This window comes from Bosea sp. RAC05, from assembly GCF_001713455.1.
Lineage (GTDB): Bacteria > Pseudomonadota > Alphaproteobacteria > Rhizobiales > Beijerinckiaceae > Allobosea.
The window spans coordinates 2184489-2208548 of record NZ_CP016464.1 but is presented as its reverse complement, the minus strand read 5'-3'; the positions used below and the strand labels follow the sequence as shown (position 1 = coordinate 2208548).

Sequence of the window (24060 nt, the reverse complement as noted above, 5' to 3'; positions counted from 1 at the left end):
CAAGCTCATAAGAGACAAACGGGCACTCCTGATCGCTCATAGGATGAAAAGGTGAACACGCTACTAGCCACCGATGCGCCCTGCGGATGCGGGCCACGCATCGCCTCAACCGAGGGCACGAAATCTGGTGCTCTCGACGAGTACGCTGGGTCTCCGGCACAAACCGTCTGATTTCTGGCGCGGTCGTGGCTCGGCGCGATTTCGGCATGATGATCAGCCCTGGGCCGCCTAAGGGTCGTCATCTCGAGCCGATTTTGGCATCTTTTGCCAGTTGCGGGCCGTTTCATCGCGCGGCTTTGGCCCGCTCATGCAAGGCGAGCCGGTCGACATTGTTGGCAATGTTGCCGAGCGAAGCTCGCCGCCTCGCGGCGAGGCCCGATCAGCCGTCCTCGACAGCCCGCCTGATCTGACGTGAAGTCATGACGATCAGCGGTCGAACCCGAGAGCTTGCATGAGCATCAGCGCCTGGGTGAGCATAGGCAGGACCAACCTGAGGGCCGACGCGCCGATCGTGGTGTCGGCCGACTTCACCCCGGCAACGGCCGCCTTCCCGACTCAGCCTTTCAAACGCGACCAATCCCGACAGGATCAGCGCTTTGACCCGGCCCTCGCCGACGCCACCGGCGGTCGGCGACATGTGACTGGCGCAGCCGGTTGGCGTCCCGCGTTCACGTGAGCCGACCCGCCGGATCGTGCCGGCCAAGGCGCTGCCAATCCCGGCCGGGCACCGAGGCGAGCAGCATACGGGTGTATTCGTGCTGGGGATCGGCGAAGATATCCGCCGTCGCCCCCTGCTCGACGATCCGTCCGCCCTTCAGCACGACGATCTCCTCGCAGACATGCGCCGCGACGCGCAGATCATGGGTGATGAAGAGCATGGTGAGGCCCAGCCGGCGTCGGAGATCGTCGAGCAGATCCAAGACCTGCTTCTGCACGGAGACATCGAGCGCGGAGACCGGTTCATCGGCGATCAGGATATCGGGCTTCACGGCGAGCGCCCGGGCGATGCCGATGCGCTGACGCTGGCCACCGGAGAATTCGTGCGGGAAGCGCTCGGCCGCCTTGGCCTCGAGCCCGACCAGCTTGAGCAGCGCCTGCGCCTGAGCCATGGCGGCAGCCGGAGTCTCGCCCTGGAGAACGGCGCCGCGCGCGATGATGTCGCCAACCCTGGTGCGCGGGTTGAGCGAAGCAAACGGATCCTGGAACACCATCTGGATGCGGGCGCGAAGCGGACGCCAGCCGCTGCGGCTCAACCCGACGATCTCGTCGCCGGCAATGACGGCCGACCCGGCATCCGCCGTTTCCAGACCGATCAGACAGCGCGCCAGGGTGGACTTGCCCGATCCCGACTCGCCCACCAGCGCGACCGCGGTGCCGCGCATGATGTCGAGGTCGACCTGATCGACCGCCTTGACGGCTCCACGCCCCCCCTTGCCGATCCAAGGCAGCAGACGCGCCAGCCAGGCCGGCCCAACGCTGGGGCGACCATAGGTTTTCTCCAGGCCCCGAACCTTGAGGATGGGTTCGGCCATCGAGCGGGCCGGCGCGCCTGGATTGGGGCGGGGCACCAGGCTGGGAACGGCATCGATCAGAGCACGCGTATAGGGGTGTTGCGGGTTCGTCAGCACATCGCCGACCGCCCCGTACTCGACAAGCTCGCCCGACCGCATCACGGCCACGCGATCGGCGATCTCGGCCACCACGCCAAAGTTGTGGGTGATGAACAGCAAGGCGGTGCCATGCCGCTGCTGCAGTTCCTTCAGGAGCGTGAGAACCTGAGCCTCGGTCGTGACATCCAGCGCCGTGGTCGGCTCGTCGGCGATGATCAGTCTCGGTTCGAGTACGAGGCTCATGGCGATCATCACGCGCTGGCGCTGGCCGCCGGAGAGTTCATGCGGATAAGCCCCGACGATGAAGTCGGGATTGGGGAGGCGGACGTCCTCGAACGTCGCGACGACCCGCCGGCGCCTCTCGGCCTTGCTCCAATCCGTATGAACCTCGAGAATTTCCTCGATCTGGCGACCGATCGTCATCAGGGGATTGAGGGACACCATGGGTTCCTGGAACACCATGGCGATCCGGCCTCCGCGGATCTGGCGCATGCGCCGGTCATCGGCCAGGGCCAGATCCTCGCCGTCGAGCAAGACCTGTCCGTTGACGATGCGCAGATGCGGTTCCGGCAACAGCCGCAGGATCGAGCGCGCCATGACGGACTTGCCGGAGCCGGATTCACCGACGACGCAGAGCGTCTCGCCCCTGCCGACGGTGAGCGAAACGGCGTTCACGGCCAGGCGCCTGTCGGCCCAGGCCGGCAGGGCGACGGACAGGTCGCGGATCTCAAGGACCGGGTCGGCGGGAACCGCGGGCGACGGCCCGGCCTGGGTGCGAGGCGCCTCGGTCATGGCGTGCGCAGCCGGGGGTTCAGCGCATCGTTCAGCCCTTCGCCGACGAGGTTGATGCTGAGCACCGTCAGGAGGATCGCGATCCCCGGCGTGGCGACGAGCCACCAGGCATCGCGCAGGAAGCTGCGTCCCGCGCCGATCATGAAGCCCCAACTCATGAAGTTCGGCGCGCCGAGGCCGAGAAAGGACAGCGCCGATTCCGTCAGGATGGCGGTGGCGACCAGCAGCGAGCCCGTCACGATCAGCGGCGACAGGGCATTCGGCAGGATCTGGCGGAACAGGATGACGAAATCTTTCTCCCCCAGGGTGATCGCGGCCTGGACGAATTCCCGCGAGCGCAGCGACATGACCTCGCCCCGCACGATGCGGGCGATCGGCGGCCAGCTGACCGTCGCGATGGCAACGACCACGCTGGTCGCGGACGGGGACAGGACCGCCACGAGCAGGATGGCGAAGATGAAGGACGGAATGGTCTGGAAGAACTCGGTCACGCGCATCAGAACATTGTCGATGCGTCCGCCGTAGAAACCGGACACGGCGCCGACCAGCCCCCCGAAAGCGACCGCCCCCACGGTCGCGATGACCGCGATCAACAGCGTGGTGCGGGCGCCGTGCACGAGGCCTGACCAGACGCTTCGTCCCAGCGAGTCCGTCCCGAACGCGAAGCCTTCCAAGGGGCGCACGAAAGGCGGCCCCGACATCGCGAAGGGATCGAGCGGGGCAATCCATGGCGCCGCCAAGGCGCCGACGACGACGAGGGCGAGCCAGATCAGCCCGATCAGGACGCGCGCATTGCCGACGAACCGGACCCAGAAGGGCTTCGTCATGGGTTGCTGCCCACCCGGATGCGGGGATCGAGGAGGACGTAGATCACGTCGACCACGAGATTCACGATGACGACGAGGCAGGCAGAGAGGAAGAAGATTCCCAGCAGCAGATTGAAATCGCGCGCGAACAGGGACTGGAAGGCGAGCTGGCCGAGCCCTGGCCAGGCGAAGACGGTTTCCACGACGACCGAACCACCGAGCAGCGCGCCGACCTGCACGCCCGCCATGGTCACGATCGGCAGCAGCGCATTGCGCAGGACATGGCGCATCGTGATCGCGCGCTCCGTCAGCCCCTTGGCACGCGCGGTTGTCGCGTATTCGGCGCCCCGCTGCTCGAGCACGGTGGCCCGCATCAGCCGGGTGTAGAGGGCGAGGTAGAACAGGGACAGCGTCACGGTCGGCAGCACGAGGTGATGGGCGATATCGACGACACGCGCCCAGCCCTCATGGAAGGCGACGACATCCTCCATGCCGGAGGTCGGAAACCAGTCGAGGCGAATGGAGAAGACCAGGATGAGCATCAGGCCAACCCAGAAGAGCGGCGTTGCATAGGCGACGACGGCGGCAACGGAGATGAGGTGATCGCGCCAGGTGCGCACGCCGATGGCGGCGACCACGCCGAGCAGAACGCCTCCGCCGACGGAGATGACGAGCGTTGCCCCCATGAGGAGCAAGGTCGGCCAGAGCCGGTCGAGGATCAGCCCCAGGACGGGCGAGTTGTTGCGAAACGAAAAGCCGAGGTCGAGAAACAGGATGTTCTTGAGGTACAGTCCGAGTTGGACCAGCACCGGTTTGTCAAGGCCGAAACGGGCCCGGAGCTGCTCGACATACTCAGCCGGGGCCCCTCCGGCCTCGCCCGCCAGAACCGTCGCGGCATCGCCCGGAGCCAGTTGCAGCAGCAGGAAGTTGAGCACGACGACGCCGAGGACGACGGGGACCGCCTGAAGCAATCGCGTCAGGATGAACCGGACCAGTCGCATGCCGCGCATGGCGAGCCTCCCCCGCAGGCCGGTCGCGCGGCGATGGCCGCCGACCGGCGCTCCCCCGCCTATTCGCGCCAGGCGCGGTCGAACGACGAGAACAGGCCAAGCGGACTGACGATGACGTCGCGATAGCGCTTGTCGAGGACCGTCGCGAAGCTGATCTCGTGCGTCCAGGCCAACGGCGCAGCAGCGACGACGATCTTCTGGATCTCGGCATAAAGCTCCGCCCGCTTCTTGGGATCGGGCTCGATCGTTGCGCGGTCCATCAACTCGTCGGCGCGCGGGTCGCTCCAGCGCACGCCGTTGACGAATACGGTGCCCGGCCGGATGAACCGCGAATGGAACGCCCGGTGCACGCCCAGCACAGGGTCCGCCAGATTGAACAGGTGGTTGGACGAGACGTCATAATCGTAGTCGGTGTAGATGCGCTTCAGCCACGTCGCGACATCCTCGTAGCGCAGGCTCGCCTTGATGCCGATCCTGGCCAGAGCCTGCTGGGTGTACTCGCCGAACCGCCGCCATTCCTCGCCATAGGGCGTGATATCGTGGGTGATCTCGAAGCGGATGCCGTCTGCCTTGCGCGGGAAGCCGGCTTCATCGAGCAACCGGTTGGCGCGGTCGACCCCATCGGGCACATTGAAGTTCATCACATCGGCGCTGTAGAGGCCCGACGGAGCAAAATTCGAGCTGATCGGGCCATTGGTCGGCTTGCCGAAGCCAAACCAGATGTTGTCGATCACGAACTTGCGGTCGATCGCATAGGAGATCGCCTGCCGAACCTTGACGTTGTCGAAGGGAGGCTTGCGCGTGTTGAACATCAGCTCGACGACCGGCGAGAGCATTTCATAGCCCTTGGTCTCGATCTGGATGTTGGGGAGCTTCTCGAGCTTCTTGACGTCGTTGTAGGGCACCGCGCCGAAGCCCGCGATATGGGCCTCGCCCTTTTCGAGCGCGGCGGCCCGCGTGCCGGTATCGCCGATGAACCGCACGACGATGCGATCGAGATAAGGCCGACCCGGCTTCCAGTAGTCGGCATTGCGATCGAGCCGGACGAACTCGCCCCTGCGCCATTCGGTGAACTTGAAGGGGCCGGTGCCGACGGGCGCGTTGGCGTTCTGGTGACTGCGGATGTCGCCCTGACCGAAGACGTGCTTCGGAAGCATCGGCGATTCATAGCCCGAGAGCGCCGCCATCATGTAGGGCGCCGGCCGGTTCAGCCGAAACACCACCGTCTGGGCGTCGGGCGTCTCGACCGCCGTGACCTCGGAGAATGTGTTGATGCCGCGCGGATGGACCTTCTTCAGCACCTCCATGACGGTGAACTGGACGTCGGCGCTGGTGAAGGGCTGGCCGTCATGGAACTTGACGCCTGACCTGAGCCGGAAGGTCACGGTCTTGCCGTCATCGGAGATCGTCCATGACTCGGCCAGACTGGGCAGAGGTTTCAGGTCGAAATCATATTCGAGAAGCCCGTCATAGATCTTGGCGGCGACCTGTCCGACCGGATTGGCGGTGGAGATGTAGGAGCCGAGCGAGGGCGGCTCCGGCTGGGTGATCTGAACGAGCGTGCCGCCGCGCTTCTGCGCGACGGCAGGCCCTATGGCGAGGCCTGCGGCGGCCGATCCCAATCCAGCTGCAAGAGCGAGACATCTGACAAGGCGCATCGCAAACCTCCCAGTGAAAACGCCCCGCGCAAACAACGGGACAGACATCCTGAGATCGAAAACTAGCGAGCCGCGCGGGATCCCTGCCATTGCTCATTTTCGATACGTTATGCATCCTCTGCATTATCGCTCAGTGTTCGCCGGCCGCCCTGGCCCATGGATCGTGAGGGCTCATGGAAATCAGCTGGCTTGAGGACTTCATCAGCCTCGCCTCGACGGGCAATTTTTCGCGCTCGGCGGATGAACGCAATATCAGCCAATCCGCCTTCAGCCGGCGCATTCGTGCGCTCGAACACTGGCTGGGTGGCGATCTGATCGATCGATCGCGCTTCCCGACGACACTGACGCCGGCGGGCCACGCCTTCTATCAGTCCGCCCTCGATGTGGTTCGCGTCCTGCACCGCGAGCGGGCGGAATTCCGTGGCCTGGTCAAACGCGATGCGCGGACCATCCGGATTTGCGCGACACATACCCTCGCGATCCACTTCGCACCGGCCTGGATCGCGGCGCTGCGGCAGACCGACAGGACCGGCGAACTCAACGTCAAGATGATCACCGCCGATCTGCATGATTGCGGGCAAGCCTTGATGGAAGGCGCCTGCGATCTCGTTCTTGCCTATAATACGAGCGCTATTCCATCGATGTTCGGCATGTCCCGCTTCGAGGTCGCGGTGATCGGGGCGGATGTCGTCACCCCCGTATCGGCCCCCGGCGACGATGGGTCTCCGCGCCATGCGATCACAGCCTCGTCGGGTGACCCCTTTCCGCTGCTCGCCTATGCCGCCAACTCCTATCTCGGGCACCTCGTCGGTTCGGGCCTCGACGCCTGGGACCTGACCCGCAGGGCCCGTCCCGCCTATGAAAGTTCACTGGTCGAAGCCTTGAAGGGCATGGCGCTTGCCGGAGAGGGGATCGCCTGGCTTCCGCGTTCGGCGATCCAGACCGAATTGAAGGCCGGCCGGCTGGTCTCCTGCGCCCCGCAAGCGGGTTATGATCTGCACGTCGAGATCAGGGCGTATCGACGCGCCGAGCGTGAACGCTCGATCGTCGAACATGTCTGGCGCGCCCTGGTGGAGATGCCCAAAGATCATGCAAATTCCGCATAGCCATTGTGCAATTTGAATTTCTATGCGGCCGATGCGCGGCCTAGCGTTGGTCCGACTTCCTTCCAACAGGGCGGTTCGCCATGCTCCTCGACCGTTTTCCTCGCGTCAGCCTGTCTCATGCGCCGACGCCGCTCGAACCTCTCGACCGGCTGCGCAGCGTCGTCGGTGGACCGCGCCTCTGGATCAAGCGCGACGATTGCACGGGGCTGGCGCAGGGCGGCAACAAGGCGCGGAAGCTCGAGTTCCTGGTGGCCGATGCGCTCGCGCAGGGTTGCGACACCCTGGTCACGCCTGGAGCCGTCCAGTCCAACCATGTGCGCATGACGGCCGCTGCAGCCGCGCGCTTTGGTCTCAAGGCGCATGCCGTTCTCGAACGCCGCGTGCCCGATACCGATGCCGACTATGAAGAGAACGGCAACATCCTGCTGGATGACCTGTTCGGCTGCGCACGGAGCTATGTGCCCGGCGGCAGCGATGTCGCCGCCGCCTGCGCCGCTGTCGCGGACGATCTCAGGGCGAAGGGTGCGAAGCCCTATGTGATCTCCGGCGGGGGGTCCAATCCCGTCGGTGCGCTCGGCTATGTGGCCTGTGCGGTCGAACTGCTCGACCAGGCGAGCCAGCGTGGGATCACGGTCACGCGCGTCGTTCACGGCACCGGCAGTTCCGGCACGCAGGCCGGGCTCGTCGCCGGGTTCGCGGCCCTGAGAAGCCCTGTCGAGGTCTTCGGCGTGTCTGTTCGCCACCCCCGCGAGAAGCAGGAGGGGATGGTCTTTGATCTCGCCTGCCGCACGGCCGATCACCTCGGGCATGGCGGGACGGTGCAGCGGGAGCGGGTCTTCGCAGATGACGGCTATGTCGGGCCGGGCTATGGCCAGCCAACCCGCGGCATGGTCGATGCGGTGACCCTGCTGGCGCGGACGGAAGGAATCCTGCTTGATCCGGTCTACAGCGGCAAGGCGATGGCCGGGATGATCGATCACATCCGCCGGGGCACGTTCGGCGAGAACGAGCACGTCGTCTTCCTCCATACCGGGGGCTCGACATCCCTGTTTGGCTACAAGCACCTGTTCCTCGGCGCGCCTGATCAGGATGTTGCCCGTCTGCGCCCCTGAGACAGGCCTCGCCATCTCGGCCAAGGCTCACTCATGGCGCGATCGTTAACTTGTGCGTCGACCGAAAAACCCCGAGCTGGCCTGGCCGCGGCGCGTGAGGCCCTCGGTCAGCTTTGTCGCGCTCTATGAGGCCTTCGTATAAAACTGGTCCCGAATGCGCCGCTTCAGCAGCTTTCCTGTCGGCGACCGCGGAAACTCGACGCAGAAGTCGACCGTCCTTGGACATTTGATCGAAGACAGCCGCGTGCGGCAGAAGGCGATCAATTCGGCCGAGAGCGCCTCGTTCGGCTGCCGGCCTTCGACAAGCTGGACGACGGCCTTGACCTCCTCGCCGAACTCTTCGTTGGGGACGCCGATCACGGCAGCATCCAGCACCGCCTCATGCTCCAGCAGGAGATGCTCGACTTCCTGCGGATAGATGTTCACGCCACCGGATATGATGACGAACGACTTCCTGTCGGTGAGATAGAGATAGCCGTCGTCATCGAGGCGTCCGATATCGCCCAGCGACGTCCACCCTTGGGCATTGCGGCTGGACAGGGTCTTCGTCGGATCGTTGTGATACTCGAACTGGTGTCCGTTTTCGAAAAAGACCTCACCTTCCAGGCCGGCCGGCAGTTCGGCACCGGTCTCGTCGCAGATATGGATGATTCCGAGCTTGGCCTGCCCCACCGATCCGACGTGACGCAGCCATTCCTCGGTGTTGATGGCGGTGAAGCCGTTGTTCTCGGTCCCGGCATAGTATTCGTGGACGATCGGCCCCCACCAGTCGATGATCTTGTGCTTGACGTCGATCGGACAGGGAGCGGCCGCATGGACGGCCATCTTCATCGACGTCATCGCGTAGCGACCCCGGGTCGCGTCCGGCAGCTTCAGAAGCCGAACGAACATGGTCGGCACCCATTGGCTGTGGGTGATGCGCTCCTGCTCGATCAAGGCGAGCGCATCCTCGGCGTCGAATTTCGGCATCACGACGGCTGTCCCGCCCGCCTTGATCGTGACCATGGTGTGCCGCAGCGGCGCCGCGTGATACAGCGGTGCCGGACAGAGATAGCGCGTTTGCCCATCATATCCGAACAGGCCCGTCAGCAGGTCCGTCAGCATCGACGGGCTGCCGACCGGAGCCGCGGGCAGCAGCCATTTCACCCCCTTCGGCCGGCCTGTCGTTCCTGACGAGTAGAGCATGTCGAGGCCCTGCGACTCGTCGGCGATGGGTTCGACCGGGGCGAGCGCCGCCTGCGAACCAAAGCTCTCGAAGGCCCCGTCACACCGGCCAACGACCAGGACCGGGCATGCGAGCAAAGCGGTCGTCGAGAGGGTGGCGATCCTGTCGAGCATCGCGTCCGAAATGATCGCGAGCGAAGCGCCGCAATCGCGAATGATGTACTGGATCTCGTCGTCCGTGAGATGCGTGCTGGCGGTTGTATAGTAGAGCCCGCTGCGATCGGCTGCGAAGCAGACCTCCAGAAACTCGCGCCTGTTCTCCATCAGGATCACGATGTGGTCGCCGCGCTTCAGCCCTCTTTGGCGGAAGACGTGTGCAGCCTGATTGGCGCGCGCCTCCAGCTCCGCAAATGTCACGGCTTCGCGGCCCGTGCTGATCCGGAACGCGACAGCATCCGGCTTCTCGATCGCGTGGCGCCGTGGATGGAAAGGCGGCAGTTCACTCGACATGATCGTTGAACCTGATGACCGTTTTGCCAAGGGCATCTGGCTTGCCCAGCCCGGCCAGTGCCGACTTCAGCTCGGCGAAGCCGAAACGCGCGCCGATGACCGGTCGGATCCGATGATGGGCCATGGCCGCGAGCATGGCTTCGAACCCGTCGCGATGCCCGACGGTGACGCCTTGCAGCCTGATCTGTCGGGTCACGATGGCGCCGAGGGGCAATGTCGGCCCAAGCCCCGAGAGGACACCGATCAGGGCGATCGTCCCTCCAACCCTGATGCTCTTCACCGACTGCGCCAGCGTGGCCTCGCCGCCGAGTTCGATGATCGTGTCGAAACCGCCGCGCTCCGGCGCGATCTCTCGCGCGCAGCGAGACCAGTCGGGCGTGGTCGTGTAGTTGATGGTTTCGTCGGCGCCGAGACCGCGGACACGCTCCAGCTTTGCGTCGCTGGAGGAGATCACGGTGACATGGGCGCCATGCAGCTTGGCGAAGGCGAGCGCGAAGAGCGCGACGCCGCCGGTGCCCTGGATCAGAACCCGGTCGCCCGGTTTGGTCCGCGCATGGATCGCGATCGCGCTCCAGGCCGTCAGCGCCGCACAGGGCAGCGTGGCGGCTTCCTCATGCGTCAGATAGTCGGGAACAAGAACCGCACCCTGCTCGGACAGGCAGACCAGATCCGCCATGACGCCGTCGAGCGGGCCGCCCAGAGCGGAGGCGAACCGGTCCGGCGTCGGTTCGCCGGCGATCCAGTTCTGGAAATAGGTCGGGCACACACGATCGCCCGGTTTCATCCGGGTGACGCGGCTTCCGACGCCGATGACGGTGCCGACCCCGTCGGACACCGGGATCAGCGGCAATTCGCCGGTGGCGCGGCCATAGCCCCGGTTCGGGACGATCAGGTCGCGCGCATTCAGCGAGGCGGCGTGCATGCGGATCAGGATCTGATCGTCGCGCGGAACGGGCTCCGGCCGTTGCGACAGCCTCAGGTTTTCGAGCCCCCAATTGCCTTCGATCTGGAACACGCGCATGGATTTGGTCCTTCCCGCGCTCACAGCGGTATCGGCGTGGGGTCCCAACGACCCAGGCGCTCGAGCAGCATGGCGGTGCTGCCATCGGTCAGGGCCGCCAATTGGGCGGCGCCCAGGTGGCGCGTGAACGGATAGGAATCCCGCAGCCCTTCTGCCCCCATGGCGTGCAACAGGCGGGGCAGAACGGTCTGGGCGAGGTCGACGGCATTGACCTTGGCCGCAGCCGCCAGATGGCGCACGTCCCGCCCCTGTTCGGTCGCCAGAAGCGCAGCTTCCACCAGGCTCCAGGACGCGGCCAGAGTCGTGGCACTGTGTGCGATGCCCTCGCGCCAGGCCGGATGCTGCGTCAGTGGCTTGCCGAAGGTCTGCCGCGTCTCGCCATAGGCCTGCGCGACGCGCAGGGCGGACGACACCATGGCGCAGCACATCGCCGCGACGTAGATGCGGGCGCCATTGATCTCGGAGAGGATGGCCTTGAACGCGGTGCCCGGCGGCAGGACCATCCGCTCGGTCGGTACGTGACACCGCGTCAGCCGAAAGCCGCCGGTGCCGATGCTGGCCTGGGAAATCTCGGTCTCGATCGGGAAGCGGCGGCAGGACGCATCCGTCAGATCGACCAGGAACGCGCCGATCCCGGCACTCTGCCCCGCCTCTCCACACTGCGCGTAGACGATGGCGAGCGCGGCATGGCGGCCATTGACGATCCAGGTCTTCTCTCCGTCGAGGAGCCAGCCATCGCCTGCAGCCCGCGCCGTGCAGGACAGGGCCGCGACATCCGAACCGGCCCCTTCCTCGGTCAAGGCCGTGCAGGCCATCGAGGCTCCCGAAAGCAGGTCGGGCAAGAACCTGCGCGCCACGGTTTCCGGCAGGGTCGTCGCGATCCGCTTGGCGACATTGTGGGTGTTGACCAGCGACATCGCGAAGCCGAAATCGGCAGCGGCGACGATCGCGCAAGCCTCGACCTCGGCCCGAAAACCGAGCCCGAGCCCGCCGAGCCGCGTCGGCACCTCGATCCGGGTGAGACCGATCTCCGCGGCGCGGGCGAGCACCTCCGGTTCAATGGCCTGTCCCCTCGCCCAGTGAGGCGCGCGCACAGTGACGGTGTCGCGGGCAAGGTCGCGAACCTGCGCCAGGAACGGGGCTGCGTCCTCACCGATCATGGCGGACGCCGAGTCGATGGACCTTGGCGAGCAGCGTCTTCGCGACCCCGACGATCCCGATCGGCATGAAGATCGTCGCCAGGACGAGGATCAGGCCGTAGAGGATCAGTCGGAAGCTGTCGGCGAAACGCAGCAGTTCGGGGAGGAAGACGACCAGGAAAGCGCCGATGACCGGTCCTGCAATCGTCCCCGATCCGCCCAGGATGACGGCCAGGATCGCATCGAGTGATTGGGCGACGCCGAAGATCTCCGGATTGATGAACCCTTGGAAGTGCGCATAGAGCGCGCCCGCCAGCCCCGCATACATGGCCGAGATGACGAAGGCGAAGAGCTTGTATTTCCAGGCGGCAATGCCGATCGCACCGACCAGATCCTCGTTCTGGCGAATGGCCCGCAGAATTTCTCCCACACGCGACCTGGCGATCAGCGCCGCAAGCAGCGTCGTCCCGGCCGCGAGGATCAGGGCCAGATAGAAGTAGGCGTCGCGCCCCCCATCCCAGGGCTTGGGAATGTTCGATATGCCCGCTTCGCCTCGTGTGAGTTCGCGGAAATTGACCAGTACGATCACGATGATCAGGTTGAAGGCCATCGTGACGATGGCAAAGTAGTGGCCCTTCACGCGCAGGCTCGGATAGCCCGTCAGCAAGGCGAACAGGGCCGTGATCAACGGCGCTGCGGTGATCGTCGCCCAGATCGGCCAGCCGTAATGAATGCCGATCAGGGTCGAGCCATAGGCGCCGATGCCCATGAAGCCGGCCTGCACGATCGAGACATAGCCGGTGAAGCCCTGGATCAGATTCTGGCCCTGCGCCACGATCACCCAGATCAAGGCCAGGATGCTGAGGTGAAGGTAGTACTTCACGGTCAGGACCTGGGGCAGCGTCGCCAGCGCGGCGAAGGCCAGCAGCCAGGCGAGATTGACGAGCCGGGGCTTCATGGCGCGCGACCCAGCAGGCCCTGCGGGCGCACCAGCAGAACGATGATCATGACGGCGAAGGCGATCACATCCTTGTAGGCGGATGAGATGAACCCGGCGGCAATCGATTCCGTGATGCCCAGGACCGTTCCGCCGAGGATCGCTCCGGGGAATGAGCCGAGACCGCCGAGGATCAGGACCGCAAAGCCCTTCACGACGAGGCCCTCGCCGATGCCCGGCGCGATGGCGAAGAGCGCCCCCACCATGATCCCGGCCGCCACGCCGAGCGCGGTCGAGATGCCGAAGACGATCAACGGTATCGTGGTCACGTTGACGCCCATCAGGATCGCGGCGTCGCGATTTTCCGCGACGGCGCGGATCGCCTGTCCCGTCTTCGTCTTTTCGACGAAGATCATCATCGCCACGACAAGCAGGATTGCCGACAGGATCACGTAGAGCCGCAGTTCGGGAACGGTGACCCCGTTGATGTCGAAGACGCGGCTCAGGGTCGTCGGGATCACGATCTGCTCGTGGCCGAAGAACTGGAGGTTGATCCCCTCGACCATCATCGTGAGCCCGAGGGCCACAATGAAGGCATTGATGTGATTGGCATGGCGGACCGGTCGATAGGCCAGCATCTCGACCAGCACGCCCAGCAGGACGCCCGCGACCAGGGCGATCGGGATTGCCGCGATCAGCGGCAATCCCTGCCCCGTCATCAGGAAGTAGGTGAGATAGCCGCCGAACATCGAGATCGAGCCATGGGCGAAATGCGCGATGCCGAGGATGCCGAACACGGTCGTCAGGCCAAGCGCGATCAGCACATAAACGCCGCCGATCGCGAGCCCGTTGATCGTCTGCTGGAGGATTTCGATCAGCATCGCCCGGCCCGCGCCTTCACTTCAGCGTGCTGAGGAACAGCGAGTAGGCCTTTGCGTCCGAGGGCAGGTCCTCGACGAAGACCCACTTGCCCTTCTGCCACTGGAACGCACCGTTCGAGGTGTAGGCCTGCCCGTTCTCGTCGAACATCTTCCCGTCGACCGGCTGGTACTGCATGACCACCTGCGGCGGGACCGGCAGGGCGCGCAGCGCCTTGGCCACGGCCTCCGTGTTGTCAGCCGTTCCGGCTGCCTCGATCGCCGCCTTCAGCGCATAGAGCTGGTCATAGGCGTAGGGCGAGCTCGGCGACGGCGAGGCCTTGAACATCTTGGTGTAGTTCTCGTGGTAGGCGATCCCGTTCTTGCTGGCCGAGAGCAGGGTCAGCTCGGTTGGCCGAAGATCCCAGACGCCCTCCATCTGTTCGGATGTGGTCACGCGCAGGAACTGCTCCTCGCTGCCGCTGGTGAAGCCATAGCGCGGGACGTTGATGCCGAGCTCGACCGACTGGCGGTAGACGAAGGCCGCGGGCTCGACATACCCGACGACCAGAATGGCATCCGGATTCAGACCGCGGATCTTGGTCAGTTGCGGTGTCATGTCGCGATCGCGCAGCGAGAACACCTCGCGGGCGATGATCTCGCCGCCAGCCTTCTTGAGCTCCTTTTCGACGGCGTCGACATACTGGGAGTAAAAGCCCACTTCCAGGGCGCCGACGACGGCGACCCGCTTGTGCCCCTTGCGCGCGATGAAGGTCCCGGCGGCCTGTCCGGTATAATCGGCCGGCGGGCGCGTGCGGACGAGATTCGGGATCTTCTGGGTGGTGATGGACCGCTCGGCCGCATTGCCGACGAGCATCACGGCCTTCTCCTTCGCGATGAAGGAGGCCACCGCGCTGGTCGAGCCCGAGCAGCAGAAGCCCAGAATATACTTCACCCCATCGCGATCGATCAGCTTGCGAACGGCATTGGTCGCTTCGGTCGGGTTGGCCTTGTCGTCATAGGCGATGACGTCGATCTTGTAGGTGTCGGCGCCGACCTTGATCCCGCCTGCGGCATTGATCTCGTCGGCCGCCATCTTGACGGCGTTCGCCTGCGGCAGGCCGTAGACGGCGCCGCCGCCGGTCAGGGCATCGGCCACGCCGACGGTCAGCTTCTTCTCGGCGGCAGAGCTGGGGCTTGCAGCAACGGCAAAGGCTATCGCCAGCGCAAACGCGCCGGCTCTCGTTCGATTCAACATGGCTTCCTCCGCTTGATTTTGTTTTTTTGACTAGTGGCCGAGATACGCACGCACGACTTCGGGGTGGCTTTTCAACTCCTTTGCGGGTCCGTCCATGACGATCCGGCCGGCTTCGAAGAGATAGGCGCGATCAGCCAGGTTGAGCGCCATCATCGAGTTCTGTTCGACCAGCAGGATGGTCATCCCCATCGCCTTGATCTTCGCCAGGGTCTCGAACACGCTCGCGACGATCTTCGGCGCCAATCCAAGGGATGGTTCGTCGAAGAGGCAGATGCGCGGACGCGCCATCAGCGCACGCGCAATCGCCAGCATCTCCTGCTCGCCACCCGACAGCTTGCCGGCGGCCTGCGTCTGGCGCTCCCGGAGGATCGGGAACATGTCCATCATGCGGTCGAGATCGGCGTCCTGCTCGTTGTCGGTCCGCGTATAGGCTCCCATCCGCAGGTTCTGCAGAACGCTCATCTGCGGGAAGACCTGGCGGCCCTCGGGGCACATCGTGATGCCCGAGCGGACGATCGCGTGCCCGCTGAGATTGGTGATGTCGCGCCCCTCGAACTGGATGGAGCCCGCCCGCACCGGGACGAGGCCGCAGATCGCCTTCAGCGTCGAAGACTTGCCCGCGCCGTTGGCTCCGATCAGGGCCACGCACTCGCCGGCCGCGACGTCGAGGCTGACGCCATGGATCACCTCGATCGCGCCATAGCTCACCCGAAGATCACGAATGCCCAGCATCAGGCGGCCTCGCCGAGATAGGCATCGATCACCGCGGGATTGGCCCTGATCTCGGCCGGCGTGCCCTGTGCGATCTTCGAGCCGAAGTTCAGGACGACGATCCGGTCGCACAGCGCCATGATCAGGGCCATGTGATGCTCGATGATCACCACGGCGACGCCGCTGCTGCGAATGCCGCGGACGAGTTCCGCCAGTTCCTGGCGCTCATGCTCGACGAGGCCTGCGGCGGGTTCGTCGACGAGCAGAACCCTGGGCCGTGCCGCCAGGGCGGTGGCGATCATCAGGAACCGCTGCTGCGCCGACGAGATGCCGCCGACGGGGCGATCGGCAATGGACGCCAGCGAGCAGAGCTGCAGCAGGTGGTCGACATGCGCGGCGGTCTCGTCATCGTCCGCCGAGCTGCCGAACGGCAGGATCGAGGCGAAGGGATTGACCGTCCGGACCGCATGGCAGCCGATCGACACATGCTGGCGAACGGTGAATTCCGGGAAGACACGCGCGGTCTGGAACGTGCGGGCGAGCCCCTTGGTCACCCGCGCGGGCTCGGGCAGACCTTCGATGGGTTGCCCGGCCAGGATGATCGATCCCGATGTCGGCGTCAGCAGGCCGGCGAGGACATTGACCGTGGTCGACTTGCCCGAGCCATTGGGGCCGATGAGGCCGACGATCTCGCCGGCGGCCACATCGAACGACAGATCCCGAACCGCGCGGACGCCGCCAAAATTCTTGGACAATGCATCGACGCGCAGGATCGTCTCGGCCATGTGGCAGTTCCCGCTGATCGAGGACACCGACCAAAAGCTTATGCGCCGCCTCCGGTGAGGGGTATCGCAAAGATTCGCGCTAGATATTCAATTTTTCGATGTTATGGTCGGTCCACAGAAGCCGACCCAGGCTGCCGATGGTCCGGATCCGCAACCTCAATTCGATCCATGTTTTCGACAGCGTCGCACGCTTCGGAAGCGTGACGAAGGCAGCGCAACACTGCGGCAGCACGCAGAGTTCGGTCAGCTATCACATCAAGAAGCTCGAGACGGACCTCGGCGTGGCGCTGTTTCGGCGGAGCTCGCACGGCCTCGAACTGACCGAAGACGGGGCCCGTCTGGCGAGCCATGTCGATGCCGGTCTGCAGCAGATCGGCGCGGGTATCGCGCTGGTCGCCCGCAGAACGGCCGAGGTGCGGGTCGCGCTGCTGCCGATGTTTGCGAGCCGCTTCGTCTCCGCCCGCATCGGCGATCTGCGCCAGGCTTTCCCTGACGTCGACGTGACCTTGCTCAATCACAACAACACCTTCGTGAAACTTCCCGACCCGCACGCCTTCGCGGATTTCGGCATCCAGTGGGGAACCGGCGGCTGGCCGAAATTCGAGGCGGAAAAGCTGTGGGACGAGCGGCTCGTCGCGGTCTGCAGCCCCGGCTACCAGGCGATGCTCGGCCTGTCCGAACCTCAGGATGTTCAGCGCTGCACCTTGCTGCATGTCGACGACAAGCGGATGTGGGCGGAGTGGATGAAGGATTGCGGCAGCGCCTTGCGACCCGACCAGCCGAACATGATGCTGGAGGACCGCCATTTCCAATTGAGCTCGACCATTAACGGCCTCGGGATTTCGCTCTTTGCGGAGTGGCTGGTCCAAGGCGAACTCAAGGCCGGCAGCCTGGTGAACCCGTTCGGAAAGTCCTACCCGACGCAGTTCAGCTACTACCTCGTGGCGCCCAATGGACCGCCCCTGTCGGCGAGAGCCAGACAGGTCCGCGAGTGGTTCCTCGGTTTGGCTGCCGGACGAGAGCAACAGATCGCATCGGCACCATCGAGCTGACGTCGACAGCCGAGCGCCCTCGAGCACGCGAGGCGACGTCCAGCGCGAACGCGCAAGCCTGGTCGACAGGTACTTTGATCGTATTCATCAGCAAGACGCGGGCCTCGCTGTCGAAGCCATGAAGGTTGTTCAGCCGGGTCGCGGTCAACAGAACTCGCCCCCAGGAGATCGTCATTTGCGCTCGAGTTCCGCTCGCGGGCAGCGCCTCTGCGTCAGCTCTTGCAGCGGCCGCACCATTCGGCGCCTATAGGCGGCTCACTCTGCGACGGTTGACATGAATCAATGACGCGGGGGGATCCAAGGGTGGCTACTGCGTGCGAAGGGTGACGATGGTGGCTCTCGCCTCGACGTTCACGCAATCGACCACTTGAAGAACAAAGGTAGGCTGCCACAGGAGAACTGGCCGAGCAGCCCAACGGGGAGACGCGACGATGATGAAGGCCCTCTTGACGATGCCAGCCCTGGCCCTCCTGGCGGGAGCGCTGTCGATCTCAACCGCGGAGCCGGCCGCCGCCGTCGTCTACTGCAAGACCGTCGGCGTACCGAAAGGCTGCGTCGCGCGCGCCGGAGCGCCGGTGGCACGCCGTGCGGTCGTCACGCCCGGTGTCGGGGCGGCCGGGGTCGGTGTCCGGCCGGGCACGCCGATGAACCGGGGCGGGCCGGTCAACCGCGCCGGCCGACGCTGACGGGCGGCCGGGCCCTCCGGCCCGGCCACCGGACAACGACCTGCACGCGCTCTATCCTGCCGCAACGGCATGCCTTAGCATCACTCAACAAACAGAACATCCGGAGGTCTCCGATGACGACCATCAGGACTCTGACGCTGCTCGCGGTCGCTACGGCGCTCCACGGCGCGCCCGCCGTCTCGCAGCCTCGCACCACGACGCCCGATCGCACGTCCCTGCCGATTGCGGAGCCCAAGCGCCCGGTCTACACGGAGATCGACGCACGCAAGGTGACGCCTCCGCCCCGGTTCGAGGTGAAGGCCCCGGCCGGTGCCCCCAATGTCGTGATCGTGCTGATCGACGACCTCGGCTTCGGCGCTCCCAGCACCTTCGGCGGGCCGATCGGGACGCGCACGCTCGACCAGCTCGCCGAGAACGGCCTGCGCTTCAACAATTTCCACACGACGGCGCTGTGCTCGCCGACACGCGCCGCGCTCAAATCCGGCCGCAACCACCACACCGTGAACATGGGCTTCATCACGGAACTGGCGACCTCCTTCCCCGGCAATACCGGGCAGGTTCCGAGCTCGACCGCACCGTTGGCGGAGATGCTGCGGTTGAATGGCTATGCGACGGCGGCCTTCGGCAAATGGCATGAAACCGCGGCCTGGGAGGCCAGCGTCGCCGGCCCGTTCGACCGCTGGCCGACGCGCCAGGGCTTCGACAAATTCTACGGCTTCATCGGCGGCGAGACCAACCAGTGGGCCCCGTTCCTCTACGACGGGACGGCGGTGGTGGAACGGCCAGATGACCCGAACTACCATTTCATGACCGACATGACCGAGAAGGCGCGCGCCTGGATCAAGTACCAGAAGGCGCTGACCCCGGAGCGTCCCTCCTTCGTCTATTTCGCGCCGGGCGCCACCCATGCGCCCCACCATGTCCCCAGGGCCTGGATCGAGCGCTGGAAGGGCAAGTTCGATCAGGGCTGGGACAAGATCCGTGAGGAATCGCTCGCCCGGCAGATCGCGCTGGGCGTCGTGCCCAAGGGGACGAAGCTCGCGCCGAAGCCGCCCGCGATCAAGGATTGGGACACGCTCTCGGCCGACGAGAAGCGCCTGTTCACGCGGCAGGCGGAGGTGTTCGCAGCCTTCGTCGAATACACCGATTTCGAGGTCGGCCGCATGCTCAAGGCCTTCGAGGAGATCGGCCAGGCCGACAACACGCTCGTCTTCTATGTGGCGGGCGACAACGGCACCAGCGGCGAAGGCGGCCAGAACGGTCTCTTCAACGAGAACACCTATTTCAACGCCGTGCCAGAAAAAATCGAGGACATGCTCAAATACATCGACAAATGGGGGGGGCCGGACACCTACCCTCATATGGCGTCGGGCTGGGCGATCGCCTTCAACAGCCCGTTCAGCTGGCTGAAGCAGATGCCGTCGGATTTCGGCGGCACGCGCAACGGTGTCGTGGTCTCCTGGCCCAAGGGCATCAAGGCCCGCAACCAGGTCCGGACCCAGTTCAGCCACGTGATCGACGTCGCGCCGACGATCCTCGAGGCCATCGGACTGCCCGAGCCGAAATCGGTGAACGGCGTCAAGCAGATCCCGATGCACGGCACCAGCATGGCCTATGCCTTCGAGAACGCGACGGCGCCCGAGCGGCACAAGACGCAGTATTTCGAGATCGCCGGCAACCGCGCCATCTATCATGACGGCTGGTTTGCCCGCACGCTCCACCGGGCCCCGTGGGAGCAGAAGCCGCGCCGCAGCCTGCAGGACAATTCTGCCTGGGAATTGTTCGACGTCCGCCGCGACTTCAGCCTCGCCAACAACCTCGCCGCGACGAACCCGAAGAAGCTCGCTGAGATGGAGGCTCTGTTCCTGAAGGAAGCCGCCAAATACGGCGCGTTGCCGATGGACGACCGTACGCTGGAGCGGTTCGATCCGGTCGCTGCCGGCCGGCCCGACCTGATGGGTCCGCGGCGGACGCTGACCCTTGCCGAAGGCATGGTCGGGATCATGGAGGGGGCCTTCGTCAATGTGAAGAACCGGTCCAAGACCATCACCGCCGAGATCGTCGTCCCCGACAGTGGAGCGAACGGGACCCTGGTCTCGCAGGGGGGCCGGTTCGGCGGCTGGTCGCTCTATGTGAAGGATGGCGTGCCGGCTTATGACTACAACTTCCTCGGATTGCAGCGCACGACCATCGCCGCATCGAACAAGCTCGCGCCCGGCAAGGCCGAACTGCGCTTCCAGTTCGACTATGACGGTGGTGGCAAGGCCAAGGGCGGGCTCGGCACGCTCTTCGTCAACGGGGAGAAGGTCGGCGAGGGTCGCATTCCGATGACCCAACCCAGCATGTTCTCCGGCGACGAGACGGCCGATATCGGGATCGATCTCGGAACACCCGTCGTCGAAGCGATCGGCTCTGAATCACGGTCGCGCTTCACCGGGCGGATCCCCAAGCTGACCGTCAGTGTCCAGGATCCGAAATAGTCATCAAAGGCTTCCATGCGGGAGCAGGCACAGAAAGCGGCTTGGGGGAAACGATGTCGATGCGGAAGAGACTGACCGTCTGGGCAGGGGCCATGCTGCTCGCCGGTCCCGTCGTGGCGGCAGATCTGGTGCCTCCGCGCGCGCAGCCGGCGCCGCCGAGCTTCGTTCCCGGCTGGACCTTCCGCGTCACGCCCTATGGCTGGCTGACCTCGCTCAACGGCTCGCAGGTGGTCCGTGGCCGCGGCGTCGATGTGAATGCGAGCTTCATCGACATCATCGAAAGCACAGTCGGTGAAGGCGGCTCGCTGGTCGCCCTGATGCTCAACATGGAAGCGCGCAATGGTCGCCTCGCACTGTTTGGAGATGTGATCGGCGAGAAGATCACGATCGAGCGCTCGGGGCTGAGGACCAGAGGCCCCGCCCCCGGTGTCGGCGCGGCGGTCGGAGCCGCGGTCGACATGCAATTCCAGATGGCGATCCTCGAGGCGGGTGCGGCCTACGAGATCGGGAGCGTGGGTCCGGTCGCCATCGATGTGCTCGCCGGTGCGCGCTACTGGTACCAGAAGCTCGATCTCGGGCTGGACATCGCCACGACGGTCAATCTGGGCGATCTTTCCATCGGCCGGGGCCGCGCCATCGCCCGGTCGGGATCCGTCGACTGGATCGACGCCTTCGCCGGCATCCGGGCGCGCGTTTCGCTGGCGCCCAACCACCACCTCGCCTTTCGCGGCGATCTCGGCGCGGGCGGCAGCAAGTTCACCTGGCAGGCGCTGGCGACCTATGCCTACGACTTCAAGACGACGAACGGCGTCACCTATTCGGCGGTGATCGGCTACAAGGCCCTCTATGTCGATTACGTCCAGGGCTCGGGGCTGTCCCGCTACGAGTTCGACATGTTGCAGCACGGCCCCGTGCTGGGCTTGAGCGTGCGGTTCTAGCGCGCGTCGGCTTTGGCGTTCGTGGCGGACCTGGCACGGTTGAGGCGGTGGAGGCCGAGCCCGCTCGCGCATGGCGTCGCCGGCAGCGTCCTGGCCGCGCTGCTGGTCCTCGCGATGGGGCTGCTCCAGGGCGAGACCGCGCGTCGGGACCAGGCGCAGGCCCAGGCCAGGCCGCCGGCCATGGGCGCGGAATCCGGCATCGGGCAACTGACGCCCCATACGCCGGCAGGTTATGTCGGCTCCCAGGCCTGCGCTGCCTGCCATGCGACGACGCTTGCCGACTGGCAGGGATCGGACCACGCCAAGGCGATGGCCGTGGCGACGCCTCAGAGCGTTCTCGGCGATTTTTCCGATGTCGCCATCGCGCATCACGGCGAGACGGCCCGGTTTCGGCGCGAGGGCGAACGTTTCCTGGTCGAGACGCAGGGGAAGGACGGCAAGCCGGAAAGCTTCGCGATCAGCCACAGCTTCGGCTGGCGGCCGCTCCAGCAATACCTCGTCACCTTCCCCGATGGCCGGCTGCAGGCGCTGCCCTGGGCCTGGGATACGCGCCCGCAGGCGCAGGGCGGACAACGCTGGTTCCATGTCTATGGCGAGCAGTCGTTTCCGCCCGGCGACGCCCTGCACTGGACCGGCCGGATGCAGAACTGGAACTTCATGTGTGCGGAGTGCCATTCGACCGCGGTGAAGAAGGGCTATGACGCCGCCTCCAACAGCTTTCGGACGACCTATTCCGAGGTCAGCATCGGCTGCGAGAGCTGCCATGGGCCCGCTGCCGGCCACCTCGCCTGGGCCGCGGCCGGCAGGACCGGCGACCCCGTCCTGAAGGGGTTCGAGGCGGCAGCAGCCCGGAGAGGGGCGGTCGACTGGACGCCCGATCCGGCGACGGGCAGCCCGGCCGCGCACGTCGCGCGCCCGCCGGGCGACGAGGTCGAGACCTGCGCCCGCTGCCACCAGCGGCGCGGCACGATCTCGGAAGACTGGAAGCCGGGGCGCTCGATCGCCGACACGCACCTCCCGGCCCTGCTGACGAGCGGCCTGTTCGAAGCGGACGGGCAGATGATCGACGAGGTCTTCACCGACCAGACCTTCCGGCAGAGCAAGATGCACGCGAAGGGCGTGATCTGCAGCGACTGCCACGACGTTCACTCCGGCAGGCTGAAGGCGGAGGGGCCACTGGTCTGCAGCCAGTGTCACGACCGGCAGCGTTTCGAGGCCGCCACGCATACCGGGCACCAACCCGGCCGGGGGGCGCCCGACTGCATCACCTGCCATATGCCGGCGCGGACCTACATGGTCGTCGACAAGCGCCATGACCATTCATTCCGGGTTCCGCGGCCCGACCTGACGGTGAGCCTCGGGGTCCCCAACAGCTGCAACAGCTGCCATGCGGACAAGCCGGCGCAATGGGCCGCGGAGGCCGTGGTGGCGTGGCACGGGCCGCAACGGAAAGGCTTTCAGGACCATGCCAGAGCGTTTCACGATGCGCGCCGGGGAGATCCAGCGGCCCGCGCGCCGCTGATTGCGCTGGCGAGCAACCCGCAGATCCCCGGGATCGTGCGGGCAACCGCACAGAGCGAACTCGGACGGCTGCCCGCCATCGCCACCGAAGGCGTCATCCGTCTCGGCCTCGACGACCCGGACCCGATCGTGCGGATCGCCGCCTTGCGCAACCTCTCGCCGCAGCCCGCCGAGATCCGCCTGCGCTGGGCGCAGGAGCGTCTGGCCGATCCCGTCCTCGGGGTGCGGATCGAAGCCGCCCAGGCCCTGGCCGACATCTCGCCCGAAACCGTGTCGGAGCCGGTTCGCGGCCAGCTGACCCGCGCCTTCGCCGCGTTCGAGGCGGCGCAGGCGCTCAATGCCGACCGGCCCGAGGCGCGGGCCGCCCTGGCGCTCTATCTCATCCGCAGGGGCAGGCCGGACGCGGCGGAGGCCGAGCTGCGCGCCGGTCTGGCGCTCGATCCCGCGGCCGTCGATCTCGCGGTCAATCTGGCCGACCTGCTGCGCCAGCGCGGACGCGATCCGGAGGGCGAGGCGGTGCTCCGGCAGGCGATCGCGCTGGCGCCGAAAGAGCCCTATCCGCATCATGCGCTCGGCCTCGCGCTGGTGCGGCAGCGTCGCTATCCCGAGGCGTTGGAGAGCCTCGCTTTGGCCTCGCGGCTCGGCCCGCGCGATGCGCAGCTGGCCTATGTCCATGGCGTTGCGCTGCAATCGCTCGGCCAGCCGGAACAGGGACGCCAGGTCCTGCGCAGCGCGCTTCAGGCGAACCCCTTCCATGCGGCCCTGCTCGGCGCGCTGCTCGCCGACGCGCAGGCGCGGCGCGATCTCGCCGGCGCCGCGGATCTGGCCGGTCGCCTATCACGCCTGCGCCCTGATGATGCCGAGCTGGCGCGCCTCGCCGCGAGGCTGGCGCGCCCGTAAGGCGCCG

Annotated in this window: 20 protein-coding genes; 8 read left to right on the top strand and 12 right to left on the bottom strand. The window is 65.9% G+C overall.

Annotated elements, in window-relative coordinates; translation table 11 throughout:
• Nucleotides 1-451 precede the first annotated feature (451 nt).
• Nucleotides 452-676 (top strand): hypothetical protein, encoded by a 225-nt coding sequence (locus BSY19_RS27570; RefSeq protein ID WP_150129617.1) that lies wholly within the window; start codon nt 452-454, stop codon nt 674-676.
• Here the strand turns inward: BSY19_RS27570 and BSY19_RS13920 are convergent.
• From BSY19_RS13920 to BSY19_RS13905, 4 genes are read right to left on the bottom strand one after another with little or no spacing between them, the layout of a single operon-like run.
• Nucleotides 669-2402, bottom strand: a complete 1734-nt coding sequence (locus BSY19_RS13920) for an ABC transporter ATP-binding protein (RefSeq protein ID WP_069054684.1) — start codon at nt 2400-2402, stop codon at nt 669-671. The genes BSY19_RS27570 and BSY19_RS13920 overlap by 8 nt on opposite strands.
• Entirely contained in the window at nt 2399-3229 is an 831-nt protein-coding gene (locus tag BSY19_RS13915) for an ABC transporter permease (RefSeq protein ID WP_069054683.1), read from the bottom strand. The genes BSY19_RS13920 and BSY19_RS13915 overlap by 4 nt, the downstream gene beginning before the upstream one ends.
• Nucleotides 3226-4218, bottom strand: a complete 993-nt coding sequence (locus BSY19_RS13910; protein ID WP_171905140.1) for an ABC transporter permease — start codon at nt 4216-4218, stop codon at nt 3226-3228. Before BSY19_RS13910 ends, BSY19_RS13915 begins: the two co-directional genes overlap by 4 nt.
• 59 nt (nt 4219-4277) lie before the next feature.
• Nucleotides 4278-5876, bottom strand: a complete 1599-nt coding sequence (locus tag BSY19_RS13905) for an ABC transporter substrate-binding protein (protein ID WP_069054682.1) — start codon at nt 5874-5876, stop codon at nt 4278-4280.
• A gap of 173 nt (nt 5877-6049) precedes the next feature.
• Here BSY19_RS13905 and BSY19_RS13900 point away from each other — a divergent pair, with 173 nt between their 5' ends.
• Together BSY19_RS13900 and cuyA are read left to right on the top strand one after the other, a co-directional pair.
• Nucleotides 6050-6982 carry a LysR substrate-binding domain-containing protein gene (locus BSY19_RS13900; RefSeq protein ID WP_069054681.1) on the top strand — a complete coding sequence of 311 codons (933 nt, stop codon included), beginning with the start codon at nt 6050-6052 and terminating at the stop codon, nt 6980-6982.
• An 80-nt stretch (nt 6983-7062) separates the two neighbouring features.
• Complete coding sequence (cuyA, locus tag BSY19_RS13895; protein WP_069054680.1) at nt 7063-8094, top strand: D-cysteate sulfo-lyase; 1032 nt, start codon at nt 7063-7065, stop codon at nt 8092-8094.
• Between the two features lie 123 nt (nt 8095-8217).
• On the opposite strand, the gene BSY19_RS13890 is transcribed toward cuyA, so the two are convergent.
• Genes BSY19_RS13890 through BSY19_RS13855 form a run of 8 tightly spaced genes read right to left on the bottom strand, consistent with a single transcriptional unit; the run spans nt 8218 to nt 16476 of the window.
• Nucleotides 8218-9768: an AMP-binding protein gene (locus BSY19_RS13890; RefSeq protein WP_069054679.1), complete on the bottom strand. Its 1551-nt coding sequence runs from the start codon at nt 9766-9768 to the stop codon at nt 8218-8220.
• Nucleotides 9758-10789 carry a zinc-dependent alcohol dehydrogenase family protein gene (locus BSY19_RS13885; protein ID WP_069054678.1) on the bottom strand — a complete coding sequence of 344 codons (1032 nt, stop codon included), beginning with the start codon at nt 10787-10789 and terminating at the stop codon, nt 9758-9760. The genes BSY19_RS13890 and BSY19_RS13885 overlap by 11 nt, the downstream gene beginning before the upstream one ends.
• Before the next feature lie 20 nt (nt 10790-10809).
• Nucleotides 10810-11949, bottom strand: coding sequence for an acyl-CoA dehydrogenase family protein (locus BSY19_RS13880; protein ID WP_069054677.1), 1140 nt, complete (start codon nt 11947-11949; stop codon nt 10810-10812).
• A complete protein-coding gene (locus BSY19_RS13875) occupies nt 11939-12886 on the bottom strand; it encodes a branched-chain amino acid ABC transporter permease (protein ID WP_069054676.1) in 948 nt (315 codons plus the stop codon). The genes BSY19_RS13880 and BSY19_RS13875 overlap by 11 nt, the downstream gene beginning before the upstream one ends.
• Nucleotides 12883-13746, bottom strand: coding sequence for a branched-chain amino acid ABC transporter permease (locus BSY19_RS13870; protein WP_083247602.1), 864 nt, complete (start codon nt 13744-13746; stop codon nt 12883-12885). The genes BSY19_RS13875 and BSY19_RS13870 overlap by 4 nt, the downstream gene beginning before the upstream one ends.
• 16 nt (nt 13747-13762) lie before the next feature.
• On the bottom strand, nt 13763-14980 hold the full coding sequence (locus BSY19_RS13865) for an ABC transporter substrate-binding protein (protein ID WP_069054675.1): 1218 nt from the start codon (nt 14978-14980) through the stop codon (nt 13763-13765).
• 30 nt (nt 14981-15010) lie between these two features.
• Nucleotides 15011-15712: an ABC transporter ATP-binding protein gene (locus BSY19_RS13860; protein ID WP_069054674.1), complete on the bottom strand. Its 702-nt coding sequence runs from the start codon at nt 15710-15712 to the stop codon at nt 15011-15013.
• Nucleotides 15712-16476, bottom strand: a complete 765-nt coding sequence (locus BSY19_RS13855; RefSeq protein ID WP_069054673.1) for an ABC transporter ATP-binding protein — start codon at nt 16474-16476, stop codon at nt 15712-15714. The genes BSY19_RS13860 and BSY19_RS13855 overlap by 1 nt, the downstream gene beginning before the upstream one ends.
• A gap of 137 nt (nt 16477-16613) precedes the next feature.
• Here BSY19_RS13855 and BSY19_RS13850 point away from each other — a divergent pair, with 137 nt between their 5' ends.
• From BSY19_RS13850 to BSY19_RS13830, 5 genes are all read left to right on the top strand, one after another.
• Complete coding sequence (locus tag BSY19_RS13850; protein WP_083247601.1) at nt 16614-17528, top strand: LysR substrate-binding domain-containing protein; 915 nt, start codon at nt 16614-16616, stop codon at nt 17526-17528.
• 431 nt (nt 17529-17959) lie between these two features.
• On the top strand, nt 17960-18214 hold the full coding sequence (locus tag BSY19_RS13845; protein ID WP_069054672.1) for a hypothetical protein: 255 nt from the start codon (nt 17960-17962) through the stop codon (nt 18212-18214).
• 113 nt (nt 18215-18327) lie between these two features.
• A complete protein-coding gene (locus tag BSY19_RS13840) occupies nt 18328-20694 on the top strand; it encodes an arylsulfatase (RefSeq protein ID WP_069054671.1) in 2367 nt (788 codons plus the stop codon).
• Nucleotides 20695-20753: 59 nt separating this feature from the next.
• On the top strand, nt 20754-21632 hold the full coding sequence (locus tag BSY19_RS13835) for a hypothetical protein (protein ID WP_083247916.1): 879 nt from the start codon (nt 20754-20756) through the stop codon (nt 21630-21632).
• Between the two features lie 39 nt (nt 21633-21671).
• Entirely contained in the window at nt 21672-24053 is a 2382-nt protein-coding gene (locus tag BSY19_RS13830) for a tetratricopeptide repeat protein (RefSeq protein WP_083247600.1), read from the top strand.
• The last annotated feature ends 7 nt before the right edge of the window (nt 24054-24060 follow it).

Coding starts and splice junctions, on each gene's coding strand:
- BSY19_RS27570 (WP_150129617.1), top strand. CDS start 452: ATGAGCATCAGCGCCTGGGTGAGCATAGGCAGGACCAACCTGAGGGCC.
- BSY19_RS13920 (WP_069054684.1), bottom strand. CDS start 2,402: ATGACCGAGGCGCCTCGCACCCAGGCCGGGCCGTCGCCCGCGGTTCCC.
- BSY19_RS13915 (WP_069054683.1), bottom strand. CDS start 3,229: ATGACGAAGCCCTTCTGGGTCCGGTTCGTCGGCAATGCGCGCGTCCTG.
- BSY19_RS13910 (WP_171905140.1), bottom strand. CDS start 4,218: ATGCGCGGCATGCGACTGGTCCGGTTCATCCTGACGCGATTGCTTCAG.
- BSY19_RS13905 (WP_069054682.1), bottom strand. CDS start 5,876: ATGCGCCTTGTCAGATGTCTCGCTCTTGCAGCTGGATTGGGATCGGCC.
- BSY19_RS13900 (WP_069054681.1), top strand. CDS start 6,050: ATGGAAATCAGCTGGCTTGAGGACTTCATCAGCCTCGCCTCGACGGGC.
- cuyA (WP_069054680.1), top strand. CDS start 7,063: ATGCTCCTCGACCGTTTTCCTCGCGTCAGCCTGTCTCATGCGCCGACG.
- BSY19_RS13890 (WP_069054679.1), bottom strand. CDS start 9,768: ATGTCGAGTGAACTGCCGCCTTTCCATCCACGGCGCCACGCGATCGAG.
- BSY19_RS13885 (WP_069054678.1), bottom strand. CDS start 10,789: ATGCGCGTGTTCCAGATCGAAGGCAATTGGGGGCTCGAAAACCTGAGG.
- BSY19_RS13880 (WP_069054677.1), bottom strand. CDS start 11,949: ATGATCGGTGAGGACGCAGCCCCGTTCCTGGCGCAGGTTCGCGACCTT.
- BSY19_RS13875 (WP_069054676.1), bottom strand. CDS start 12,886: ATGAAGCCCCGGCTCGTCAATCTCGCCTGGCTGCTGGCCTTCGCCGCG.
- BSY19_RS13870 (WP_083247602.1), bottom strand. CDS start 13,746: ATGCTGATCGAAATCCTCCAGCAGACGATCAACGGGCTCGCGATCGGC.
- BSY19_RS13865 (WP_069054675.1), bottom strand. CDS start 14,980: ATGTTGAATCGAACGAGAGCCGGCGCGTTTGCGCTGGCGATAGCCTTT.
- BSY19_RS13860 (WP_069054674.1), bottom strand. CDS start 15,712: ATGCTGGGCATTCGTGATCTTCGGGTGAGCTATGGCGCGATCGAGGTG.
- BSY19_RS13855 (WP_069054673.1), bottom strand. CDS start 16,476: ATGGCCGAGACGATCCTGCGCGTCGATGCATTGTCCAAGAATTTTGGC.
- BSY19_RS13850 (WP_083247601.1), top strand. CDS start 16,614: ATGGTCCGGATCCGCAACCTCAATTCGATCCATGTTTTCGACAGCGTC.
- BSY19_RS13845 (WP_069054672.1), top strand. CDS start 17,960: ATGATGAAGGCCCTCTTGACGATGCCAGCCCTGGCCCTCCTGGCGGGA.
- BSY19_RS13840 (WP_069054671.1), top strand. CDS start 18,328: ATGACGACCATCAGGACTCTGACGCTGCTCGCGGTCGCTACGGCGCTC.
- BSY19_RS13835 (WP_083247916.1), top strand. CDS start 20,754: ATGCGGAAGAGACTGACCGTCTGGGCAGGGGCCATGCTGCTCGCCGGT.